Here is a 22429-nt window from a genome sequence, read left to right as displayed (position 1 = left end):
ACCTTCGGTTAGGTGGCAGACGGCGATCCGGGCCCGCTCCATGGGCTGACCGGGTTACCCATCCAGTACGTTGCGGCGGGCACTGCTTCGCCGCGCATCACCAAGGATGCCGGCCCCACCGTTCCGCCTGCGCCGATGCTGGCCTGGGGGAGGATGACCCCGTGCGGGCCCATGGTGGCCCCGTCCTCGAGCGTAACAGCGTCAATGCTCATGACCCGGTCGTGGAACAGGTGCGTCTGCACCACGCAGCCCCGGTTGACCGTGGAATTCCTGCCAAGGGCCACCAGGTCGGCCTCAGGCAGCCAGTAGCTCTCGCACCATGTGCCGCTGCCGATTTTCGCCCCGAGCGCCCGCAGCCACCAGACCAGCGCCGGGGTGCCCGACGCTGCCCGGGCGAACCACGGCGCCGTGACCAGTTCGATGAAACTGTCCACCACTTCGTTCCGCCAGATGAAGGAGCTCCACAATGGATGTTCGCCGGGGCGGATCCGCCCCACCAGGACCCACTTCGCGGCGACGGACGCCGCTGCTGCCACAAGGCCCGCCAGCAGCATTACGACGCCGGTGAGCAGGGCGGCGGCGGCGTAGCCCCAGGTCGCAGCGATCCAGTCGAAGGCCAGCATGGTGCCGGCCGCAATGGCTACCGTGAGCATGACAGGCAGGAAGCGGCCCAGTTCCCACAGGGTGCGGGCGACTTTCAGCCGCGCCGGGGGCTGGAAAGTGCGCGAATCGTCGGAGGCGATCGCGGTCCGCCGCAAGCGGACGGGCGGGCTTCCCAGCCAGGAGGTGCCGGATTTTGCCTTCGCCGGTGTAGCGGACAGGACGGCTACGAGTGAGTTCTTGGGAACGCTGCGGCCGGCGGCGGTCATGCCCGAATTGCCGAGGAACGACCTTTTGCCGATCTTTGCCGGTGCCACCCGCAGCCAGCCGCCGTCGAGCTCGTAGGAAGCCACCATGGTGTCATCGGCGAGGAACGCCCCTTCACCCACTGTGGTCATCTTCGGGATCAGGAGCACCGTGGAGGCCTCCACGTTCCTTCCGACCTTGGCGCCCAGCAGGCGCAGCCATACCGGCGTGAACAGGCTCGCGTAGATGGGGAAGAGCAGGTCCCTGGCCAGGTCCAGGACCCGCTCGGTGGCCCAGATCTGCCAGCCCACCCGGCTGCGGATCCGGTAGTAGCCCTCCGTGATCCCGGTGGACAGGAGGCGCGTGGCAACCAGGACCAGGACGGCGTTCGTGGCGAACCACACCAGTGATGCCGGGGCAAGGGCCGCCAGCAGCCGGGGGAGGGCCCCGGTCAGCGAGGTACTGCCCTGGATGAAGGTGAACGCGACCCACAGTGCGGCGGCAGCAGACAGGTACGGAATGACGGACAGGCCCGCAGACGCCAGGGCAAATCCGGCAAACCACGCACGTGCGGCAAACCTGCCCTGGGCCGGGGCGCATGGCACGCTGTGCTTGGCCTTGCCCTGCCGGCGGGCCGGTGAACCTGCCGCAAGTTGGCCTGCCTTCACCTTCCCCGGCACCGCGGAACCTGCTTCCACCTGCGACCCGGCCCCAATCGAGGCGCCGGGCATCAGCGTGCTGCGCGCACCCACGCTGGCGCCGCGGCCAATGCGGATGGCCCCGATGTGCACGTCGTCGCCGTCGATCCACCAGCCCGACAGGTCCACCTCCGGTTCCACGTTGGCTCCGCTGCCCAGCGTCAGCAGTCCCGTGACGGGCGGCAGCGAATGAAGCTGGACGTCCTGGCCGATCTTCGCCCCCAGCGCCCGGGCATAGTACGGCACCCACGGCGCACTGGCGAGGCTGATCGCTCCTGCCAGGTCCTGGATCTGCTCCGCAAGCCATAACCGCAGGTGGACCCGCCCGGACCGGGGATAGATGCCTGGCCCGACGCCGCGGAGGAGGAGCCTGGCGGCCGCGATGGAGAGCAGCATTCGTCCGGCCGGGCTGACGAAGACCAGCCAGGACGCCGCCACCCACCACCATGAAATGGTTGGTGCGGCCGTAAATCCGGCGAGTCCTGCCAGCAGGTTGTTGACGGCCATGAGGTAGGTCAGCCACCGCATGCCAACCAGGATGTGCAGCGGCACGCCCATCAGCGTCTGGAAGACCTGCGACTTCCTGGCAGTTGGCCGCACCGTCCGCTCCCGCGCCGGAGCGGAGTCGCCGCCCTGGTTGACTTGCCGGGCCAGCTCCACCAGCGCCCCCACCCTCGGCGTCGCGTAGACGTCGGCCACCGTGATGGTGGGGTAGCGGGCCCTCAGCGCGGAGACCAGCTGGGCGGCGGACAGCGAACCGCCGCCGTAGGCGAAGAAGTCGGCGTCCAGCGAGGTGACGGGGCTGCCCAGCACGCTGCTCCATTGCTCCACGATCCACCCGGCATCATCCGGAAGGTTCAAGGGAGCCGCATCCGCCTCTGCGGCGCCCGCACCCGCCAGCGGCCACGGCAGGGCGTGCCTGTCCACTTTTCCGCTGGTCTTGGTGGGCAGCGAGTCAACAGTCGTCAACAACGGCACCAGCGCCGCCGGAAGGCTTGCCGCCAGCTGTTCCCGTGCCGCACCCAGGTCCATGTCATGGCCCGGGGCGGAGGCAAGGTAGCCCACCAGGATTTGGTTGCCTGCCGCGGTGGTCTGCACGGCGGCCGCGGCGCCGGCCACCCCGGGGAGGGCCTGCATGGCTGCGTCGATCTCGCCGAGTTCGATCCGGCGGCCGCCCAGCTTGACCTGATCGTCCGCGCGGCCCTGGAAGATCAGACCCGCCTGTTCGAACCGCACGAGGTCGCCCGAGCGGTAAGCCCGGTCCCACCCCAGGCTGGGCATCGGGGCGTACTTTTCCGCATCCTTGGCCGGGTCCAGGTAGCGGGCAAGGCCCACCCCGCCGATGATCAGTTCACCCGTTCCGCCCTCGGGCACCGGAACGCCGGCGGCATCGACAACGGCAAGGTCCCAACCCGCCAGGGGCAGCCCGATCCGTATTGGTCCAGGGCCGCCCAGCGGCGCCGCGCAGGCCACCACCGTTGCTTCCGTGGGGCCGTACGTGTTCCAGACTTCCCTGCCCTCCACGGCCAGGCGTTCGGCGAGTTCCGGCGGGCACGCTTCGCCGCCGAAGATCAGGAGGCGGACGTTTTCGAGGGATTCCGCGGGCCACAGTGCTGCGAGCGTGGGCACGGTGGAGACGGCGGTGATTGCGTGGTTGATCAGCCAGGGGCCGAGGTCCATGCCGGTGCGGACGAGGGCGCGCGGTGCGGGTACCAGGCAGGCGCCGTGGCGCCAGGCGAGCCACATTTCCTCGCAGGAAGCGTCGAAGGCAACCGAAAGGCCGGCCAGGACGCGGTCCTGCGGGCCCAGTGGATCATCCTGGAGGAACAGCCGGGCCTCCGCATCGACGAAGGCTGCAGCCGACCGGTGCCGGACGGCCACCCCCTTGGGCGTTCCCGTGGACCCCGACGTGAAGATGATCCAGGCGTCGTCCCCGGGTTCGGGCGGGCGCGCACCCTTGAACGGGCCGCTGCGTACCGTGCCCGCCGGCCCTGGCTTGATCGAGCCCCCGGCCCCAAGGATCGCTGCCACCCCGGCTTCGCCAAACACGAGCCGGGCCCGTTCTTCGGGATCGTCCGCATCCACGGGAACGTAGGCCGCGCCCACCAGGAGGATGGCAAGGATGGAGACGTACAGTTCGCTGGTTCCGGACGGGATCCGCACGCCGATCCTGTCACCGGCGCCCAGTCCGGCAAGGTGGAGCCGGCGTCCCGTGGCTCGGACCTCGTCCAGCAATTGGGCGTAACTGAGCGACGTGCGGCCGTCGTCCAGGGCCGAGGCGTCGGGAAACCGTGCGGCCGTGTCCTGCAGCACATCAATCAGGGTGCGGGCAGGCGGTGCCGCGGGAGCCCCGGCCAGCTGGGGCCGGTGGACGGCAATGCCGTGGCCGGCGTCCCCGGACGCCTGGTCCCGGCCACCGGCTCCTGCGCCGTCCCGGATGATGCTGGCTGGCTCCACGCCGGAACCGGAATCCCCGAAGGGGACCTGCTGCTGAGTCACCTGCGCATTGTGCCGGGACAAGATGAACGGAAGGTGTCGCGCGCGCCTGGACGGTCCGATTCATGCCGTTCGGGCGTTTGCCTGTTGTTCACGTCGCCCCGCGGTTATGGCACCAGGAGGACTTTCCCGGTGGTCTTGCGGCCCTCGAGGTCGCGGTGCGCCTGCCCGGCCTGGCTGAGCGGGTAGCGTGCGCCGATCCGGACCTTCAGGCTGCCGTCGGCCGCGGCAGCGAACACCTCGTCCGAGCGCCAGCGCCGTTCCGCCGCGTCCCGCAGGTAGTGGCCCATGGTGGGGCGGGTCAGGAACAGGGAGCCCGCGGCGTTGAGGCGCTGCGGGTCAAACGGCGGGACGGGTCCGGATGCTGCTCCGAACAGCACCAGCATGCCCCGGATCCGCAGCGCTGACAGGGAGCCGTCGAACGTATCCTTACCCACGCCGTCGTAGGCGACGTCGACGCCGGTTCCGCTGGTGATGTCCCGGACCCGCTCCGCGAAGCCGTCGTAGCGCAGCACGTGGTCCGCGCCGGCGTCGAGCGCAAGCTGTTCCTTTTCGTCGGTGGAGACCGTGGTGATGACTTCCGCACCACGTGCCTTGAGCAGCTGGATCAGCAGCAGCCCCACGCCGCCGGCGCCCGCGTGCAGCAGGACCTTGTGGCCTGGTTCCACCTTGAAGGTGGAATTCATCAGGTAGTGGGCGGTAACGCCCTGCAGGGGGAGCGCTGCGGCAGTGAAGACATCGAGGCCTTTGGGTACCGGCAGTGCCGCATCCTCATCCACCAGGGCGTAGTCCGCGTAGCAGCTGACGCCTTCCGCGGTGGCTACCCGGTTGCCCGCGGTGAAGCCGGTCACGCCCTCGCCCACTGCCTCCACCGTGCCCGCTGCCTCCGAACCGGGAGTGAAGGGGTAGGAGACTTTGTAGGTGCCGCTGCGCTTGTAGGTATCGATGAAGTTGACGCCCGCCGCGCCGACCTTGACCAGCAGCTGCCCCGGGCCCGGAACGGGGGGCTCCGACTCCGTGTACTCAAGGACTTCCGGTCCGCCTGCCTGCCGTGCGACGATTGCGTGCGTCATGGCGCTCCTTTCGCGGGTCCCGGCGTCTCCGGCCCCGGCTGCCGAACCCATCCTAGGGACACAATGGGATGGCAGGACAAGTACCAACCGCCTGATAGCCATCCTGTATGCATAATTATCGGTAGCAATGCATAACTATTGCTGTATAGTCGAAGCATGACTATTTCTGTTGCGGTTTCGGGAGCCAGCGGCTACGCCGGGGGAGAGGTCCTCCGCCTGCTTGCCGGGCACCCCGGTGTGACCATCGGCGCCATCACAGCCCACAGCAACGCCGGTTCCCGCCTCGGTGAACTCCAGCCCCACCTGCACGGACTGGCCAGCCGCATCCTCGAGGACACGACGGTGGAGAACCTCTCCGGCCACGACGTCGTCTTCCTTGCCCTGCCCCACGGTGCTTCCGCGGAGATCGCCGCCCAGCTGCCGGAGGGGACGGTGGTCATCGACGCCGGCGCAGACCACCGGCTCGAGGACCCCGCCGCCTGGGAAAGGTTCTACGGCTCCGCCCACGCCGGCACCTGGCCCTACGGACTTCCGGAGCTGCCCGGCCAGCGCGAAGCACTCAAGGGCGCCAAGCGCATCGCCGTTCCCGGGTGCTACCCCACGTCCGCCCTCCTTGCCCTGGCTCCCGGCTTCGCGGGGCACCTGCTGGAGGCCGACGACGTCGTGATCGTTTCCGCTTCCGGGACCTCAGGTGCGGGCAAGGCCGCCAAGGTCAACCTGATTGGCTCCGAGGTCATGGGCTCCATGAGCCCGTATGGCGTGGGCGGCGGCCACCGGCACACTCCGGAAATCGAGCAGGGCCTGTCCAATGCTGCGGGGGAGCAGGTCTCCGTTTCCTTCACGCCCACCCTTGCCCCGATGAGCCGCGGCATCCTGACCACCGCCACCGCCAAAGTCAAAGCAGGCACCACGGCTGCGCAGCTGCGCCTGGCCTGGGCCGAGGCGTACGACGACGAGCCGTTCGTCCACCTGCTGCCGGAAGGCCAGTGGCCGACGACTAAATCGGTCCAGGGCTCCAACCATGCCGCCATGCAGCTGGCCCTCGACGCGCATACCGGACGGGTCATCGTCACCTGCGTGATCGACAACCTCACAAAGGGCACTGCCGGCGGCGCCGTGCAGTCCATGAACATCGCACTCGGCCTGCCGGAAACCGCCGGCCTCAACCTGCAGGGAGTAGCCCCGTGACCATCACCGCACCCCAGGGATTCCGGGCCGCCGGCGTCACCGCCGGACTCAAGGCCTCCGGCAATCCTGACCTTGCCCTGGTCGTCAACGACGGCCCCTCCAAGGCAGCCGCCGCCGTCTTCACCAGCAACCGCGTGGCAGCTGCCCCCGTGCACTGGTCCCGGCAGGTGGTCTCCGACGGCCGGGTGGACGCCGTCATCCTCAACTCCGGCGGGGCAAACGCCTGCACCGGCCCTACCGGCTTCCAGAACACCCACAGCACAGCGGAGAAAGTGGCGAAGGTCCTCGGCATTTCGGCCACTGACGTCTTCGTCTGCTCCACCGGACTGATCGGCGAGCAGCTTCCCATGGACAAGATCCTGCCGGGCGTGGAGGCTGCCGCGGCGGCGCTGAGCACCGATGGCGGTCCCGCCGCTGGAACCGCCATCATGACCACGGACAGCGTGCCCAAGTCAGCGCTCTTCATCGGCACCGACGCCGACGGCCAGGAGTTCAGCATCGGCGGCATCGCCAAGGGAGCCGGCATGCTGGCCCCGGGCCTGGCCACCATGCTGGTGGTGCTCACCACGGACGCCGACGTACAGCCGGAAATGCTCGACGTCGTCCTCCGCGACGCCACCCGTCTCACCTTTGACCGCGCCGATTCGGATGGCTGCATGTCCACCAACGACACCGTGGTCCTGCTGGCCTCCGGCGCTTCCGGGGCTGTGCCGTCCGCCGAGGCGTTTGGTGCCGGGCTGACGCAGGTCTGCGCCGAGCTGGCACGCAAACTGATCGCCGATGCCGAAGGCGCCAGCCATGACATCGCCATCCGGACCTTCAACGCAGCCAGCGAAGCCGACGCCGAGACGGTCAGCCGCTCCGTGGCCCGCTCCAACCTCTTCAAGGCCGCCATTTTCGGCAAGGACCCGAACTGGGGCCGCGTGCTCTCCGCCGTGGGCACCACCGATGCCATCTTCGAACCGGACAAGCTGAACGTCGCCATGAACGGCATCCAGATCTGCCGGAACGGCAGCATCGGCGATGACCGCTCCCTGGTGGACCTGGAACCCCGCGAAGTCCTGGTGGAAATCGACCTGCAGGCAGGCGACGCCGAAGCCACCATCTGGACCAATGACCTCACCCACGACTACGTGCACGAAAACAGCGCCTACTCCAGCTAGGAATCCCAGCCGGCGCGCCACCCGCCAGGCCCAAACCGCCGTGGAAAGTGACACCATGAACACCCAGACGCGTGAAACCACCAGCATGTCCGCCGCCCAGGACAAGGCAGAAACCCTGATCGAGGCCCTGCCTTGGATCCAGCGGTTCGCCGGCACCACCATGGTGATCAAATACGGCGGAAACGCCATGGTCAACGACGAACTCCGGCGTGCCTTCGCCGAGGACATCGTCTTCCTGCACCACGTGGGCATCCACCCCGTCGTGGTCCATGGCGGCGGCCCGCAGATCAACGCCATGCTGGGCCGCCTGGGCATCGAATCCGAGTTCAAGGGCGGCCTGCGCGTCACCACCCCGGAGGCGATGGACGTGGTCCGCATGGTCCTCACCGGCCAGGTGGGCCGCGAACTGGTGGGCCTGATCAACTCCCACGGGCCCTACGCCGTCGGCATGTCCGGCGAAGACGGCGGCCTGCTCCGCGCCGTCCGCACCGGCACCGTGGTGGACGGCGAAGAGGTGGACCTGGGGCTGGTGGGCGAGGTGGTCGGCGTCGACCCCGCAGGCATCATGGACATCCTCGCCGCGGGCCGCATCCCCGTGATTTCCACGGTGGCCCCGGAAATTGTCGACGGCGGTGACAGCGTGGCGGGGGCCGCGCGGTTCCAGCCCACCGGCCAGGTCCTGAACGTCAACGCCGACACGGCAGCGGCCGCAGTAGCCTCGGCGCTTGGCGCCTCCAAGCTGGTGATCCTGACCGACGTCGAAGGCCTCTACGCCAACTGGGCGGACAAGTCCTCCCTGATCTCGTCCCTCACCGCGTCGGAACTGCGGAATATGCTTCCGAAGCTTGAGTCGGGCATGATCCCGAAGATGGCCGCGTGCCTCAAGGCCGTCGACGAGGGCGTGGAACGCGCACACATCGTGGACGGGCGGCTGGCCCACTCCATGCTTCTTGAAACATTTACGACGGCGGGCATCGGCACCCAGGTAGTCCCGGACGAGGAGATCAACGGATGAACACCATGGAAAAGTCCCCCGTGACTGAGCTCGTGGAAACCACGGGCCACGCAGGCTCCGAGTGGCTCTCCCGCTACTCCAGTTCGCTGATGAACGTGTTCGGCACGCCGCAGCGGGTCCTGGTCCGCGGCGCCGGCTGCCTGGTCTGGGACGCGGACGGCAAGGAGTACCTGGACCTGCTCGGCGGCATCGCCGTCAACGCCCTGGGCCACGCGCACCCGTTCGTGACCTCGGTGATCGCCAGCCAGTTGGCCACCCTGGGGCACGTCTCCAACTTCTTCACCAGCCCCACCCAGGTGGCGCTGGCCGAAAAACTCCTTGACCTGGCCCACGCGCCCGCCGGTTCCAAGGTGTTCTTCAGCAACTCCGGCACCGAAGCGAACGAGGCCGCCTTCAAGCTGGCGCGCCGCAACACCGGCGACGGGCCGGTGAAACGGGCCAAGATCATCGCCCTTGAAGGTGCCTTCCACGGCCGGACCATGGGGGCGTTGGCCCTCACCGCTAAGGAAGCCTACCGGGCACCCTTCGAGCCGCTGCCCGGCGGCGTGGTGCACATCCCGTTCGGTGACATCGCCGCACTGGAAGCCGCCGTGGAGGACACCGTCGCCGCTGTCTTCCTGGAACCGATCCAGGGCGAAGCAGGCGTCCGTCCGCTGCCGCCCGGTTACCTGAAGGCGGCGCGGGAGGCCACCAGCAAAGTGGGCGCCCTGCTCATCCTGGACGAGGTCCAGACCGGCATCGGCCGCACCGGCAAATGGTTCGCCAGCGAGGACTCGGGCATCGTGCCCGACGCCATCACCCTGGCCAAGGGGCTGGGCGGGGGCTTCCCCATCGGTGCCCTGGTCACCTTTGGTGAGCAGACGTCGTCGTTGTTGTCCGCAGGCCAGCACGGGACCACGTTTGGCGGAAATCCCGTGGCGACCGCAGCGGCCCTGGCCACCCTCCACGTCCTGGAAAGCCAGCACGTGCTGGCCAATGCGGCGGCGGTGGGGGAGCACCTGCGCTCCGCGCTGGCCGCCAACCCCGGCGTTACCGAAGTCCGCGGCGAAGGACTGCTGATCGGCTTCGACCTGGACGGCGACGTCGCGCCGGCCGTGGTGCAGGCCGCCCTCGACGCCGGCTTCATTGTCAACAGCCCGGGTCCGCGAACCATCCGCCTGGCACCTCCGCTGATCCTCACCACAGCGCAGGCCGATACCTTCCTCTCCGCTTTCCCGGCAATCCTCCAAGCAGCTAAGGACGCCCAGTGACCCCCACAGCTTCATCCCTTGGTACGGTGCCTGGCAGCACCCGGCACTTCCTCAAGGACACCGACCTCAGCCCCGCCGAGCAGGCAGAGGTGCTGGAACTCGCAGCCCGGATGAAGGCCGCCCCGTACAGCGTCCAGCCCTTCGCCGCGGAGGGCAGCGGCCGCAAGACCGTGGCTGTCATCTTCGACAAGACCTCCACCCGGACGCGCGTCTCGTTCGCCACGGGCATCGCGGACATGGGCGGCAATGCCCTGATCATCAACCCTGGCGAAGCACAGATCGGGCACAAGGAATCCGTGGAGGACACCGCCAAAGTCCTTGAGCGGATGGTGTCCACCATCGTGTGGCGCACCGGCGCGCACGACGGCCTGGTGGCCATGGCTGCCAACTCCAAAGTCCCGGTCATCAACGCCCTGTGCGACGATTACCACCCGTGCCAGTTGCTCGCTGACCTGCTCGCCGTCAAGGAACACAAAGGCGGCCTCAAGGGGCTCACCATGAGCTACCTGGGCGACGCCGCCAACAACATGGCCAACTCCTACCTGCTGGCCGGCGTCACGGCCGGGATGCACGTCCGCATTGCCGGCCCGGAAGGCTACCTGCCTGCCGCGGAGATCGTGGCGGCCGCGAAGGAACGGGCGGCCGAAACCGGCGGCTCCGTGCTCATCACCACCGATGCCAAGGAAGTGCTGCAGGGGGCGGACGTCGTGGCCACCGACACCTGGGTGTCCATGGGCCAGGAAGCCGAGAAGGAAGCCCGGATGCAGTTGTTCCGCGAGTACTCCGTGGACTCAGGCGCCATGGCACTCGCTGCGGATGACGCCGTCGTGCTCCACTGCCTGCCCGCCTACCGCGGCTACGAAATCTCCGCCGACGTCATCGACGGCCCGCAGTCCATCGTGTGGGACGAAGCCGAGAACCGGCTCCACGCCCAGAAAGCGCTGATGGCCTGGCTGATGCACCGGTCCGGCCTGGCCTTCGTGGACGGCCTTTCGCCCGTCGAGGGCACCGGGGAGAGCACGTTCTAGTGTCCGCCCAGCCGTCCTCCCCGGGTACCAGCCCCGCCACCAAGACCGCCCGGCAGGCGCGCATCACCGCCATCCTCACCGGGCAGTCCGTGCGTTCCCAGGCGGAACTGGCGGCGCTGCTGGCGGACGACGGCGTGCAGGTCACCCAGGCCACGCTGTCCCGTGACCTCGTGGAGCTGGGGGCCGTCCGTGTCCGCGGCAAGGAGGGCGTCCTGGTGTACGCCGTCCCCGGCGAGGGGGGCGAACGGGGCGCCAGGAGCGGCGTCACCCAGGAGATCCTGGATGCCCGGCTCGCCCGGCTGTGCAGCGAACTGCTGGTCACCGCCGAAGCCTCCGCCAACATCGCCGTCCTGCGGACCCCGCCCGGTGCCGCGAACTTCCTGGCCCTGGCCATCGACCACTCGGTGATGCCCTCCATCCTGGGCACCATCGCCGGTGACGATACCGTCCTGCTGGTCTCCCGTGACCCGCTGGGTGGTCCGGACCTCGCCGCCCGCTTCCTGCAACTCGCCGAGGAAGCCGGGCAATAAGCTTGATGACAACGATTCAACCAACCCCAACAAGGAGCATTTAAAGTGACTGAACGCATTGTGCTGGCCTACTCCGGCGGCCTGGACACGTCCGTCGCCATCGGCTGGATCGGTGAAGCCACCGGTGCCGAGGTCATCGCCGTGGCCGTCGACGTCGGACAGGGCGGCGAATCGCTGGAAACCATCCGCCAGCGCGCCCTCGGTTGCGGCGCCGTCGAGGCCTACGTCGCGGACGCCTCGGACGAGTTCGCCAACGAATACTGCGTGCCGACGCTGAAGGCCAACGCCCTCTACCAGGGCCACTACCCGCTGGTGTCCGCCATCTCCCGCCCGGTCATCGTCAAGCACCTGGTCAAGGCAGCCCGCGAATTCGGCGCCACCACAGTGGCGCACGGCTGCACCGGCAAGGGCAACGACCAGGTCCGCTTTGAAGTGGGCATCCAGACCCTCGGCCCGGACCTGAAGTGCATCGCACCGGTCCGCGACCTTGCCCTCACCCGCGACAAGGCCATCGCCTTCGCCGAGGAAAAGGGACTGCCCATCGAGACCACCAAGAAGAACCCGTACTCCATCGACCAGAACGTCTGGGGCCGCGCCGTGGAAACCGGCTACCTCGAGGACATCTGGAACGCCCCCACCAAGGACATCTACGACTACACCGCCACCCCGGAGTTCCCGCCGGCACCGGATGAAGTCACCATCTCCTTCGAAGCCGGCGTCCCGGTAGCGATCGACGGCGTCAAGGTCACCCCGCTGCAGGCCATCAAGGAACTGAACCGCCGCGCCGGTGCCCAGGGCGTGGGCCGGATCGACGTCGTCGAGGACCGCCTGGTGGGCATCAAGTCCCGCGAAATCTACGAAGCCCCCGGTGCCATGGCCCTGATCACCGCGCACAAGCACCTCGAGGACATCACCGTGGAGCGCGAGCAGGCCCGCTTCAAGGCCACCGTTGGCCAGCGCTGGGCCGAGCTGGTCTATGACGGCCAGTGGTTCTCCCCGCTGAAGCGCTCCCTGGACGCCTTCATCGAGGACACCCAGAAGTACGTCTCCGGCGACATCCGCATGACCCTCCACGGCGGCCAGGCCATCGTCAACGGCCGCCGCTCCGACACGTCGCTGTACGACTTCTCGCTGGCCACCTACGACACCGGCGACACCTTCGACCAGTCCCAGGCCAAGGGCTTCATCGAGCTGTGGGGCATGTCCGCCAAGGTTGCCTCCGGCCGTGACATCCGCGTCGCAGGAAAGTAGCCCGCGTGGCTGAGCAGAAGACGGAGGCTACGAACGCAGGTGCCCTGTGGGGCGGCCGGTTCGCCGGCGGCCCCGCGGACGCCCTCGCGGCGCTGAGCAAGTCCACTCACTTCGACTGGCGGCTGGCCCGCTACGACATCGCCGGCTCCAAGGCGCACGCCCGCGTGCTGCACAAGGCAGGCTTGCTGGACGACGCCGAGCTGGAAGGCATGCTCGCGGCGTTGACGCAGCTGGACGAGGACGTGGCGTCCGGCGCCTACCTGCCGGCGGAGTCCGATGAGGACGTGCACGGTTCGCTGGAACGCGGCCTGATCGAGCGCGCCGGTGCCCAGCTGGGCGGCAAGCTCCGCGCCGGCCGGTCCCGCAACGACCAGGTGGCCACCCTGGGCCGCATGTTCCTGCGCGACCACGCCCGGATCATCGCCCGCGGTGTCCTGGCCACCGTGGACGCGCTGGTGGAGCAGGCCAAGGCGCACCATGGCGTCGCCATGCCGGGCCGCACCCACCTGCAGCACGCCCAGCCGGTCCTGCTCAGCCACCACCTCCTGGCCCATGCCTGGGCTTTGCTGCGCGACGTGCAGCGGCTCCAGGACTGGGACAAGCGGGCAGGGGTTTCGCCGTACGGCTCGGGCGCGCTGGCCGGGTCCTCGCTGGGCCTGGACCCGGAGGCCGTGGCGGCTGACCTCGGTTTCTTCTCCGCCACGCACAATTCGATCGACGGCACCGCCTCCCGCGACGTCTTCGCCGAGTTCGCCTGGGTCTGCTCGATGATCGGCGTGGACCTCTCCCGGATCTCAGAGGAAGTCATCTTCTGGGCCACCAAGGAGTTCTCCTTCGTTACGCTGCATGATTCATACTCCACGGGGTCCTCGATCATGCCGCAGAAGAAGAACCCGGACGTGGCAGAGCTTGCCCGCGGCAAGGCAGGACGCCTGATCGGCAACCTGACCGGGCTGCTGGCCACGCTGAAGGGCCTGCCGCTCGCGTACAACCGTGACCTGCAGGAGGACAAGGAACCGGTCTTCGACGCCGCGGACACCCTGGAGCTGCTGCTTCCGGCGGTCTCCGGCATGATCGCGACCCTGACGTTCAACACCGAACGGATGGAATCGCTGGCCCCGCAGGGCTTCGCGCTGGCCACGGACATCGCCGAATGGCTGGTTCGCCAGGGCGTGCCGTTCCGCGAGGCGCACGAGCTCTCCGGTGCCGCGGTCAAGCAGGCCGAGTCCCGCGGCGTGGAGCTGTGGGATCTGTCGGATGAGGAGTATGCCGCCATTTCGGAGCACCTCACACCCGAGGTGCGCACGGTCCTGTCCACCGAAGGCTCGCTCAACAGCCGCAACTCCCAGGGCGGAACAGCACCGGCCGCCGTCGAACGCCAGCTGGCCGCGCTGGAAGGCGAGCTTGCCGGCGTCCGGGAGTACGCAGGGTAGTCAGCCGTGTTTGAGGGGCCCGGCGGTTTCCGCCGGGCCCCTTGGCGTCTGTGGTTAGCTGGCTCCATGAGCGAAACCTTCCGCAAGTTCCTTCGCACGCTGCCCGACTTTCCATCCGACCTGCCCGGCTTCGACCCGGCCATCGCACCGCAGGACCCGGCGTTGCTTTTCAAGCAGTGGCTGGACGAGGCGCTGGATGCGGGGGAGCAGCAGCCGCATGCCTTCAGCCTGGCCACGGTGGGCGCGGGGGCTGGCGGCGCCCCCCAGCCTTCGTCGCGGATGCTCATCCTGAAGAACATTGACGACGACGGCTGGCACTTCGCTACATCCCGCACCTCCCGCAAGGGCCGTGAACTGTCGGAGTCACCACGCGCGGCGATGAACTTCTACTGGGCGGCCCTGGGCCGTCAGGTGCGGGTGGTGGGAGCGGTGACAGAACTGTCCGCCGAAGCCTCCGCCGTCGACTGGCACGAGCGGCCCCGGGCCGATGGCAGCGACAATCCGGACTGGCAGCTCTACGCCCTCCAGCCGGCCGAAATCGAGTTCTGGCAGGCCAGCAACGACCGCCGGCACGTCCGCCACCGTGTCGGGCCGGACGGAAGCCCCCTGGACTGACCGCTCGGCTAGGCTGGCCGCATGACCTCACCTTCCCCTGCCGCCCTCCCCGCTGAACTGCACAAAGCCGCGGACGCACTCACCGCTGCGGTGGACCGGATTCCGGCCGGCGGCGAAAAGGCCCCCTCCACCCTTCCCGGCTGGAGCCGCGGCCACCTCCTGGCCCACGTCGCCGGAATCTGCAATGCGCTGGCCCGGCAGGTGGAATACGGACGCCGCGGCGAAACGGTGGAGCTCTACGACGGTGGAGTGGACGGCCGCAACCGGGCCATCGAGCTTGCCGCCGGCCACAGCCTGGAGGATCACCGGGAGGACGTCGCGGCCGCGGTGCAGCGGGCATTGGCTGCCTTCGATGCGCTGGGAGAAGACGAATGGCAGACGCGCATCGCCTTCCGTGACGGCGTAATCTTCGACGCCGGTTTGGCCCTGTGGCGCGAACTGGTCATCCACACCGCGGACCTGGACACCGGAGCGGGACCCGAAACCTGGAACAGGGCCTTCTGCTCCCACCTTTTCGACTTCCTCGCCGCCCGGGTGCCGGCGGAAACCCGGCTGGTCCTGCAGCCCATGGCACTGCCGCCGCTGACCCTCGGAACCGGCGGCAGCACCGTCGTCGTCAGCGGGATGGTGACGGACATCGCCGCCTGGCTCGCGGGCCGGGAGCCGTCACTGGACAGCTTGCGGGCCACGGCCGCCGGGGACGGCACCGATCTTCCCGGCCTGCTGCCCTGGCCGTCGGCGATGCCGGACCCCAAATAGCCAGGGGAGCGGTCAGGCGGCCTCGCGGGCCAGCAGGCTCTCCTTGATGCGCAGGCCCCAGCGGAAACCGCCCAATGAGCCATCGGTCCTGATGACCCGGTGGCATGGCACGAACAGGGCCGCGGCATTAAACGCGCAGGCGCTGGCGGCGGCCCGCACGGCGCGTGGATTCCCCGCCAGAGCGGCGTACTCCGTGTACGTAACGGGTGAGCCTGGCTTGACCTGGCGCAGCACATCCCAGGCGTGGGCGCGGAACGGTCCGGACTGCTGGCGGACCGGCACTGCCATGGCCGGGGCAGGGTCGCCGGCGTAGAAGGCCTCCACGGCCGATGAGATCCCGCCAAGGTCCGTTACCTCTTCCACGGCGTCGGGCCGGAGTGTGGGATGGACCTGGCCGGTGAGTTCCGCCATCCCGGCCGTCCAGCCGGACGCAAGGACCACGCCGTCCCGGGCGAGGACAGTAAACGGTCCGTCAGGCGTGGACAGCTGGACAAGTTGGGCTTTCATGGCGTCCCTTTCGAGGGAATGGTGGTTGGCGCGGCGGGCCGGGCGGCGGCGCGCCAGAGGTGCATGGTGGCGTAGGAGCGCCAGGGGCTGGCCTCCCGGAAGTCAAGGCTCAGGGCGCTGGTTCCATTATCGAGGGCGCGGATGCCGTTCCGCACGGCGGCGTCATTGGCGAGGAAGATGTCAGGGGCGCCCAGGACACGCATGGCGGCGTACCCCACGGTCCAGGGCCCGACGCCGGGAAGCGGCAAAAGCGCTGCGGTGAGGCTGGGGACGTCGTCGCCGTAGCCGAACTCCAGGCGGCCGCCAGCCATTGCGGACGCGGCGTGCAGCAGCGATTCGGTCCTGCGCCGGGGGCCGCGGAGCAGGTGTCCGGCGGCCGCGATTTCCGCTGGGGTGGGAAACAGGCGGTCCAGTCCGTCGCCGGGTGCACTGGTGGGACTGCCCGCGGCGGACAGTTGGGTCAGGGCGGTCCTGGCGGCTGCCACCGTGATCTGTTGCCCCACCATGGCCCGGACCAGCAGTTCCTGCGGATCCACGGCGCCCGGCAGGCGCATCCCACGCACGCCTGCGACGGACCCGGCGAGCCGGGCATCAGCGGCCAGGGTGCCGTCGATAGCTTCAGGGTCCGCGTCCAGGTCGAAGAGCCGGCGGACGCGGCTGAGCAGCGCAGGAAGGTCGCGAAGGTCCACCGCGCCGATGGTGAGTGTCAGCGGACGTTCCCTGGCCCCGCCGTCGTACTCCACCCGGAACCGCGCGTCCCCGTGGGGGAGGCGAAGTGTCCTGGCATAAGAGGTTGAGGTTCCCTCCTCGATCCCCGGGATGGCGCGGACCGCCAGGAAGGAGAAGATGCCAGGATCGAAGGGCGGCCGGTAGGGCAGGTCCAGGATCAGGGCCGCAGCGCCGGCGCCGATCACCGGATGACGGACGGTCTTCCTGAGCGCCGTGGGAGTCATATCGAACACCTCGGCGATGGTTTCGTTGAACTGCCTGACGCTGCTGAAGCCAGCTGCAAAGGCGACGTCAGCGAGCTTCATGGACGTTGAAACCAGCAGGGTGCGGGCAGTCTGGGCCCTTGCGGCGCGGGCCAATGCCAGGGGGCCGGCACCGAGTTCCTGGCCCAGGATCCGGTTCAGCTGGCGCGGCGAATATCCCAGCCGGGCGGCCAAGCCCGCCACGCCGTCGCGGTTGACCACGCCATCGCTGATCAGGCGCATTGCGCGCCCCGCGATGTCCTGCCGCACGTTCCAGGCCGGGGTGCCCGGGACCGCTTCCGGCAGGCAGCGTTTGCAGGCGCGGTAGCCTGCCTCGTGTGCCGCGGCGGACGTCTCGTAGAACGTCACGTTGGAGGCCTTGGGCGTCCGGGCGGGGCAGGAGGGGCGGCAGTAGATTCCCGTGGTGCGGACGGCTGTGAAGAACTGGCCGTCGAACCGGGTATCGCGGGCGTCGATTGCCCGGTAGCGCTGCCAGAAGTCCATGGCTCCATCCTGCCAGCCGGCGGCAGGCGCTGCTAGCGGAAATCGGACATGGCCGTCGGCCCCGAAACGGCTCCCCGGACCACGTGCAGGGGACGGATGAAGACCGCAGCATCCGGGTAAGGTCAAGCAATGAACCACAGCACTGGGGCGCGGGAACACCTGCGGGATTTCCTGTCCGCAGACGCCCGCGAACTCGCACCGCAGCTGCTCGGAGCCCTGCTCACCCACGAGTCCCGCGACGGCTCTGTGTCCATCCGGCTTACGGAGGTGGAGGCCTACATGGGGCCGGAGGACTCCCTGCACCCGGACCCCGGATCGCACACCTACCGTGGCCCGACTCCGCGCAACGCCCCCATGTTTGGGCCGCCCGGGCACCTCTACGTCTATTTCACGTACGGGATGCACCACTGCACCAACATCGTCTGCGGTCCCGCCGGCGTCGCGTCCGCGCTGCTGCTGCGGGCGGGGGAGGTCGTGGACGGGCTGGCGCTGGCCCGGCGCCGCAGGCCGACGTCGAAAACTCCTGCGGACCTGGCCAGCGGGCCCGCCCGCCTTGCCAAGGCCTTAGGCCTGACGACGGCGGACAGCGGCCGCGACGCGCTGGCTCCGCCGTTCCGGCTGGAACTTCCGTCGGTTCCCGCCGGCGCGGTCAGTTCCGGTCCCCGGGTAGGGGTGTCCGGAGCCGGAGGCACGGACGAATACGCCTGGCGGTTCTGGCTCACCGGCGACCCCACTGTGTCAAAGTACAAGGCGGCAAAACCGAGGAACCGAAACACCGCCGGTGCGCCGCCCGGGTTTCACGAGCGTTAACGGAAATGGTTGTAGAATGGACGGTCTGTCTTTCGCGATAGGGGAACGTTAATGCACGACGCCGAATTGGCCCACGAACGGGAGTATGTAGCCGGCCTGTACGCCCGGCTGGAGGAACTCCGGGAGGAGAAGCGCGGCCAGCTGGCACAGGTCCGCCGCGCTGGAGCCGTGGGCACCATGCAGAACGTTTCGGAACGTGACGCGTTCGCCGCACTGTATGAGGACCGCCTCGCGCAGCTGGACGCGGTGGATGACCGGCTGGTCTTTGGCCGCCTGGACCTGGACTCCGGCGAAGCCCAGTACATCGGCCGCATCGGCCTCACCACCGAAGACCTCCAACGGCTCATGGTGGACTGGCGTGCCCCGGAGGCCGGGCACTTTTACCAGGCTACGGCCTTTGACCGGCAGGGCGTCCGCCGCCGCCGGCACCTGATCCTGCAGGGCCGTGAGGTCAAGGCCATCGAGGACGATGTCCTGGACGCGGGAATGCTCACGGACGACGCATCGCTCCAGGGCGAAGGTGCCCTGCTGGCTGCCCTGAACTCCAAGCGGACCGGCCGCATGTCGGATATCGTCAGCACCATCCAGTCGGAGCAGGACAGGATCATCCGCTCGTCCATCTCCGGCGCCGTCGTTGTCCAGGGTGGACCCGGCACGGGCAAGACCGCTGTGGCCCTGCACCGCGCCGCCTACCTGCTCTACACCCATCGTGACCGCCTCAAGAGTGCCGGCGTGCTGCTGGTGGGGCCATCGTCGTCGTTCATGAAATACATCGAACGGGTGCTGCCCTCGCTGGGTGAGACCGGCGTGGTCATGGCCAGCCTGGGCCGCCTGATGCCCGGCATCCATGCCGTGCCCGAAACAGACGCCGGCGTCGCAGCCATCAAGGGGCGGCTGGACATGGCCACCATCGTGGCCAACGCCGTCTCCAACCGCATGCGCGTCCCCGCCCAGAACAGGATCCTCGAGGTGGACGGCCGCAAGCTGACCCTCACGCCCCGGCAAGTGCGCCGCGCGCGGGAACGCGCCCGCGCCACCGGAAAGCCTTACAACGAGGCCCGCGTGACGTTCGTCAAGATCCTGCTGCGCGAACTGACCGAGCAGATGACCGAGCTCGTCGAGGCCGGAAACATCGGCAACAACGCAGACCGCTCCTACCTCGCCGAGGACGTCCGGACCGCGCGCGACGTGCGGATCGCCCTGAACCTGTGCTGGATGCCCATGACGCCGGAGAAGTTGATTTCGGATCTCTTCAGCAAGCCGGAAATCCTGGAGTTCTGCACCCCGCACCTGACACCTGCCGAGAGGGCGCTGCTGCAGCGTCCGGCCGATGCGCCGTGGACCGAGTCCGACGTCCCGCTGCTGGATGAAGCCGCCGAACTGCTCGGGGAGCTGGACCCGGCGGCTGGCCGCGGGCTGGCCCAGCAGGAGCACGACCGGGCCCGGGACCTCGCCAACGCAAAGCAGACCCTGGTCAACATGGAGGCCGCCGGAGTTGATCCGTTGATGTCCGCGGAAGAACTGGCGGAGCAGAACCGGGAGCAGGAAGCCAGGCAGACGGCGGCCGAACGCGCAACGAGCGACCGCACGTGGGCCTTCGGACACATTGTGGTGGATGAAGCCCAGGAGCTTTCCCCCATGCAGTGGCGGCTTCTGGTACGCCGGTGCCCGCTGAAGTCCTTCACGATCGTGGGTGACATCGCGCAGACAAGTTCAGTGGCAGGCGCCAATTCCTGGCAGGGCGCGCTGGCCCCGATGTTCGGTGACCGCTGGCAGCTGGAGGAGCTGACCGTCAACTACCGCACCCCGTCTCAGATCGCCGAGGCTGCCGTGAGGATGGCCAACGCCGCCGGCCTGGTGGTTTCCGCGCCGAAGGCTGTCCGCGAGGGCCGCTGGGACCCCATTATCGACGAAGTGTCCGCCGGCGCGGTGGTGGAGCGGCTGGTGGAGGTCCTCCCCGAGGAGCTTGCGGCGCTCGACGGCGGCCTGCTCGCCGTGATTGCCGACGGTGACCTCCTGCCCCAGGCATCGGCAGCCCTGCGCGAGGTGTATGGGCGCAGGATTGGCAGCGGCGCCGGCAGCTACGAACAGGACATCGTGGTGATCAGCCCGCGCGAGGCCAAGGGCCTGGAGTTCGACGGCGTCGTGGTCCTGGAACCATCGGTCATGCTCAACCACGAGCACGGCAAGGTGGGGGACCTGTACGTGGCCATGACCCGGGCCACGCAGCGCCTGCGGCTGATTGCCTCGCAACCCGTGCCTGCCGGGATTGCCGGCTGACCGGGCGTTGGGCGTTACTGCTAACTTAGGAAGCGTGCCTGAACTGAACAACCTCGAACCGCAGCGCAACGACCCCACTTTCGCCAACATTTGGCAGGAACTGAAGTGGCGTGGGCTGGTCCATGTCTCCACCGACGAAGCGGAGCTCGAAAAGCTCCTCGCCAACGGGCCGGTCACGTACTATTGCGGCTTCGACCCCACCGCGCCAAGCCTCCACCTGGGTAACCTGGTTCAGCTCCTGGTCATGCGGCGGCTTCAGCTGGCTGGTCACAGCCCACTCGGCCTCGTGGGAGGCTCCACCGGCATGATCGGGGACCCGCGTCCGACGGCGGAACGCACCTTGAACACCAAGGACACGGTAGCGGAGTGGGTTGGCTACCTGCAGGCCCAGGTTCAGCGCTTCCTCAGCTTCGACGGGGACAACGCCGCCAGGATGGTGAACAACCTGGACTGGACGGCGCCGCTGAGCGCCATCGACTTCCTGCGTGAGGTGGGAAAGCATTTCCGCGTGGGCACCATGCTTCGCAAGGACGCCGTGGCATCCCGGCTGAACTCGGATGAAGGCATCAGCTACACCGAGTTCAGCTACCAGATCCTGCAGGGCATGGACTACCTGCAGCTCTACCGCGACTACGGCTGTGTACTGCAGACCGGCGGCTCGGACCAGTGGGGCAATCTCACCAGCGGTACGGAGCTGATCCGCAAGGTTGAGGGCAAGAGCGTCCATGCCCTGGGAACCCCGCTGATCACCAACTCTGACGGAACCAAGTTTGGCAAGAGCGAAGGCAACGCCATCTGGCTCGACGCCGGCATGTGCAGCCCCTATGCGTTCTACCAGTTCTGGCTCAACACCGCCGACGCGGACGTGGTGGACCGGCTCAAGGTGTTCACCTTCCTGACGCGCGCCGAGATCGAAAAGATCGCAGTGTCGGTGGCGGAGCGTCCGTTCGCCCGCGAAGGCCAGCGGAAGCTCGCCTTTGAGGTGACCTCCCTGGTTCACGGCGTTGACGCCACCGAAAAGGTCATCGCCGCTTCGGCTGCCCTTTTTGGGAACGGCGACTTGGCTGCGCTGGATAAGGCAACGCTGCAGGCTGCCACCTCCGAGCTTCCTTCCACCACAGTCCAGGTGGACGAAATGGGAATCGTGGACCTGCTGGTGGCCTCCGGCCTTTCCGAGAGCAGGTCCGCCGCGCGCCGGACCGTGGGCGAAGGGGGAGCTTATGTGAACAACGAAAAAGTCTCCGATCCTGAAGCCGTGATTGCGGAGTCGGAACTCCTGCATGGCCAGTACCTGCTCCTGCGCAGGGGCAAGAAGAACCTGGCAACCGTCGAGGTTCTTGTTCCCTGACGCGGGAGCGCAACCTACCACCTGCACGCCCCTCTGCAGCCGATTTGCGCGGCCGCGGAGGGGCGTGTATTGTTTTCTGAGTCGCCGCCGCTGAGTGGTGACAAACCCCCAACTGATATTGAGAAGCAATTCTCGGCCATGCGGTGCATGGAACGAAAATTGCTCCCCTTTTTGCTGGGCGGATTCATTCCGTTGAGTGAATTCCGGGAAAATAGCCGGATTTGCAAAAGCGAACAAGAATGAAATAAGATAAAAACATCGCAGCGAAGAAATACGGAAAAGAAATTCTTTCTGAATTGTTCCGGGAATATTCGAATGTGTCTGTTGTTTGAGAACTCAATAGTGTGCCAAGTTTGTTGATACCGATTATGTAATGTGATTGGTTGAATTTGCCGAATCGTGCCGCCCCTGTGGTGTGGTTTGGTGTTTTTGGCTGGTTTCAAATTTTGTGCAGCCTTTGGCGCCGTTATTTCCGGTGGTTTTGGTTGTGTCTGTTTTTCTTCAACGGAGAGTTTGATCCTGGCTCAGGATGAACGCTGGCGGCGTGCTTAACACATGCAAGTCGAACGATGATGCCAGCTTGCTGGTGGATTAGTGGCGAACGGGTGAGTAACACGTGAGTAACCTGCCCTTGACTCTGGGATAAGCCTGGGAAACTGGGTCT

At 67.8% G+C, this 22429-nt stretch carries 17 protein-coding genes and 1 rRNA gene; 14 read left to right on the top strand and 4 right to left on the bottom strand.

The window, feature by feature from the left end:
* Window positions 1-8: 8 nt before the first annotated feature.
* A complete protein-coding gene (locus tag PV772_RS04500; protein WP_347885573.1) occupies window positions 9-3923 on the bottom strand; it encodes a Pls/PosA family non-ribosomal peptide synthetase in 3915 nt (1304 codons plus the stop codon).
* A gap of 224 nt (window positions 3924-4147) precedes the next feature.
* On the bottom strand, window positions 4148-5113 hold the full coding sequence (locus tag PV772_RS04495) for a quinone oxidoreductase (protein WP_347885479.1): 966 nt from the start codon (window positions 5111-5113) through the stop codon (window positions 4148-4150).
* Between the two features lie 156 nt (window positions 5114-5269).
* On the opposite strand from PV772_RS04495, the gene argC reads away from it, so the two are divergent.
* The 10 genes from argC (at window position 5270) to PV772_RS04445 (ending at window position 15345) form a co-directional block, all read left to right on the top strand.
* Window positions 5270-6301, top strand: a complete 1032-nt coding sequence (gene argC / locus PV772_RS04490; protein ID WP_347885478.1) for an N-acetyl-gamma-glutamyl-phosphate reductase — start codon at window positions 5270-5272, stop codon at window positions 6299-6301.
* The gene (argJ, locus tag PV772_RS04485; RefSeq protein ID WP_347885477.1) at window positions 6298-7464 is read left to right on the top strand and encodes a bifunctional glutamate N-acetyltransferase/amino-acid acetyltransferase ArgJ; all 1167 of its coding nucleotides are present in this window, start codon (window positions 6298-6300) and stop codon (window positions 7462-7464) included. The genes argC and argJ overlap by 4 nt, the downstream gene beginning before the upstream one ends.
* Window positions 7465-7519: 55 nt before the next feature.
* Window positions 7520-8479 carry an acetylglutamate kinase gene (gene argB, locus PV772_RS04480; RefSeq protein ID WP_347885476.1) on the top strand — a complete coding sequence of 320 codons (960 nt, stop codon included), beginning with the start codon at window positions 7520-7522 and terminating at the stop codon, window positions 8477-8479.
* A complete protein-coding gene (locus PV772_RS04475; RefSeq protein WP_347885475.1) occupies window positions 8476-9729 on the top strand; it encodes an acetylornithine transaminase in 1254 nt (417 codons plus the stop codon). The genes argB and PV772_RS04475 overlap by 4 nt, the downstream gene beginning before the upstream one ends.
* A gap of 26 nt (window positions 9730-9755) precedes the next feature.
* Entirely contained in the window at window positions 9756-10757 is a 1002-nt protein-coding gene (gene argF / locus PV772_RS04470; protein WP_347885572.1) for an ornithine carbamoyltransferase, read from the top strand.
* Window positions 10757-11287, top strand: coding sequence for an arginine repressor (locus PV772_RS04465; RefSeq protein WP_347885474.1), 531 nt, complete (start codon window positions 10757-10759; stop codon window positions 11285-11287). The genes argF and PV772_RS04465 overlap by 1 nt, the downstream gene beginning before the upstream one ends.
* A gap of 45 nt (window positions 11288-11332) precedes the next feature.
* Complete coding sequence (locus PV772_RS04460) at window positions 11333-12538, top strand: argininosuccinate synthase (RefSeq protein ID WP_056338239.1); 1206 nt, start codon at window positions 11333-11335, stop codon at window positions 12536-12538.
* Window positions 12539-12543: 5 nt separating this feature from the next.
* Window positions 12544-13971: an argininosuccinate lyase gene (gene argH, locus PV772_RS04455; protein WP_347885473.1), complete on the top strand. Its 1428-nt coding sequence runs from the start codon at window positions 12544-12546 to the stop codon at window positions 13969-13971.
* A gap of 66 nt (window positions 13972-14037) precedes the next feature.
* On the top strand, window positions 14038-14586 hold the full coding sequence (locus PV772_RS04450) for a pyridoxamine 5'-phosphate oxidase family protein (RefSeq protein WP_347885472.1): 549 nt from the start codon (window positions 14038-14040) through the stop codon (window positions 14584-14586).
* A 21-nt stretch (window positions 14587-14607) separates the two neighbouring features.
* A complete protein-coding gene (locus tag PV772_RS04445; RefSeq protein WP_347885471.1) occupies window positions 14608-15345 on the top strand; it encodes a maleylpyruvate isomerase family mycothiol-dependent enzyme in 738 nt (245 codons plus the stop codon).
* 12 nt (window positions 15346-15357) lie between these two features.
* On the opposite strand, the gene PV772_RS04440 is transcribed toward PV772_RS04445, so the two are convergent.
* Together PV772_RS04440 and PV772_RS04435 are read right to left on the bottom strand one after the other, a co-directional pair.
* The gene (locus PV772_RS04440; RefSeq protein ID WP_141181201.1) at window positions 15358-15852 is read right to left on the bottom strand and encodes a methylated-DNA--[protein]-cysteine S-methyltransferase; all 495 of its coding nucleotides are present in this window, start codon (window positions 15850-15852) and stop codon (window positions 15358-15360) included.
* Window positions 15849-17327: an AlkA N-terminal domain-containing protein gene (locus PV772_RS04435; protein ID WP_347885470.1), complete on the bottom strand. Its 1479-nt coding sequence runs from the start codon at window positions 17325-17327 to the stop codon at window positions 15849-15851. Before PV772_RS04435 ends, PV772_RS04440 begins: the two co-directional genes overlap by 4 nt.
* 129 nt (window positions 17328-17456) lie before the next feature.
* Here PV772_RS04435 and PV772_RS04430 point away from each other — a divergent pair, with 129 nt between their 5' ends.
* The 4 genes from PV772_RS04430 to PV772_RS04415 all read left to right on the top strand — a co-directional run.
* Entirely contained in the window at window positions 17457-18137 is a 681-nt protein-coding gene (locus tag PV772_RS04430) for a DNA-3-methyladenine glycosylase (RefSeq protein ID WP_141160926.1), read from the top strand.
* 51 nt (window positions 18138-18188) lie between these two features.
* A complete protein-coding gene (locus PV772_RS04425) occupies window positions 18189-20417 on the top strand; it encodes an AAA family ATPase (RefSeq protein WP_347885469.1) in 2229 nt (742 codons plus the stop codon).
* Between the two features lie 34 nt (window positions 20418-20451).
* Window positions 20452-21765 (top strand): tyrosine--tRNA ligase, encoded by a 1314-nt coding sequence (gene tyrS / locus PV772_RS04420; protein WP_141160924.1) that lies wholly within the window; start codon window positions 20452-20454, stop codon window positions 21763-21765.
* Window positions 21766-22266: 501 nt separating this feature from the next.
* Window positions 22267-22429: ribosomal RNA gene (locus tag PV772_RS04415) — 16S ribosomal RNA — on the top strand; the annotation flags it as partial.

Source organism: Pseudarthrobacter sp. CC12 (genome assembly GCF_039907755.1).
GTDB lineage: Bacteria > Actinomycetota > Actinomycetes > Actinomycetales > Micrococcaceae > Arthrobacter > Arthrobacter niigatensis.
This window is presented reverse-complemented; position numbering and strand designations above follow the sequence as displayed.

What these genes read in the sequence shown, in the direction of transcription:
- PV772_RS04495 (WP_347885479.1), bottom strand. Translation starts at nt 5,113, where the DNA reads ATGACGCACGCAATCGTCGCACGGCAGGCAGGCGGACCGGAAGTCCTT.
- argC (WP_347885478.1), top strand. Translation starts at nt 5,270, where the DNA reads ATGACTATTTCTGTTGCGGTTTCGGGAGCCAGCGGCTACGCCGGGGGA.
- argB (WP_347885476.1), top strand. Translation starts at nt 7,520, where the DNA reads ATGAACACCCAGACGCGTGAAACCACCAGCATGTCCGCCGCCCAGGAC.
- PV772_RS04475 (WP_347885475.1), top strand. Translation starts at nt 8,476, where the DNA reads ATGAACACCATGGAAAAGTCCCCCGTGACTGAGCTCGTGGAAACCACG.
- PV772_RS04450 (WP_347885472.1), top strand. Translation starts at nt 14,038, where the DNA reads ATGAGCGAAACCTTCCGCAAGTTCCTTCGCACGCTGCCCGACTTTCCA.
- PV772_RS04445 (WP_347885471.1), top strand. Translation starts at nt 14,608, where the DNA reads ATGACCTCACCTTCCCCTGCCGCCCTCCCCGCTGAACTGCACAAAGCC.
- PV772_RS04440 (WP_141181201.1), bottom strand. Translation starts at nt 15,852, where the DNA reads ATGAAAGCCCAACTTGTCCAGCTGTCCACGCCTGACGGACCGTTTACT.
- PV772_RS04435 (WP_347885470.1), bottom strand. Translation starts at nt 17,327, where the DNA reads ATGGACTTCTGGCAGCGCTACCGGGCAATCGACGCCCGCGATACCCGG.
- PV772_RS04430 (WP_141160926.1), top strand. Translation starts at nt 17,457, where the DNA reads ATGAACCACAGCACTGGGGCGCGGGAACACCTGCGGGATTTCCTGTCC.
- PV772_RS04425 (WP_347885469.1), top strand. Translation starts at nt 18,189, where the DNA reads ATGCACGACGCCGAATTGGCCCACGAACGGGAGTATGTAGCCGGCCTG.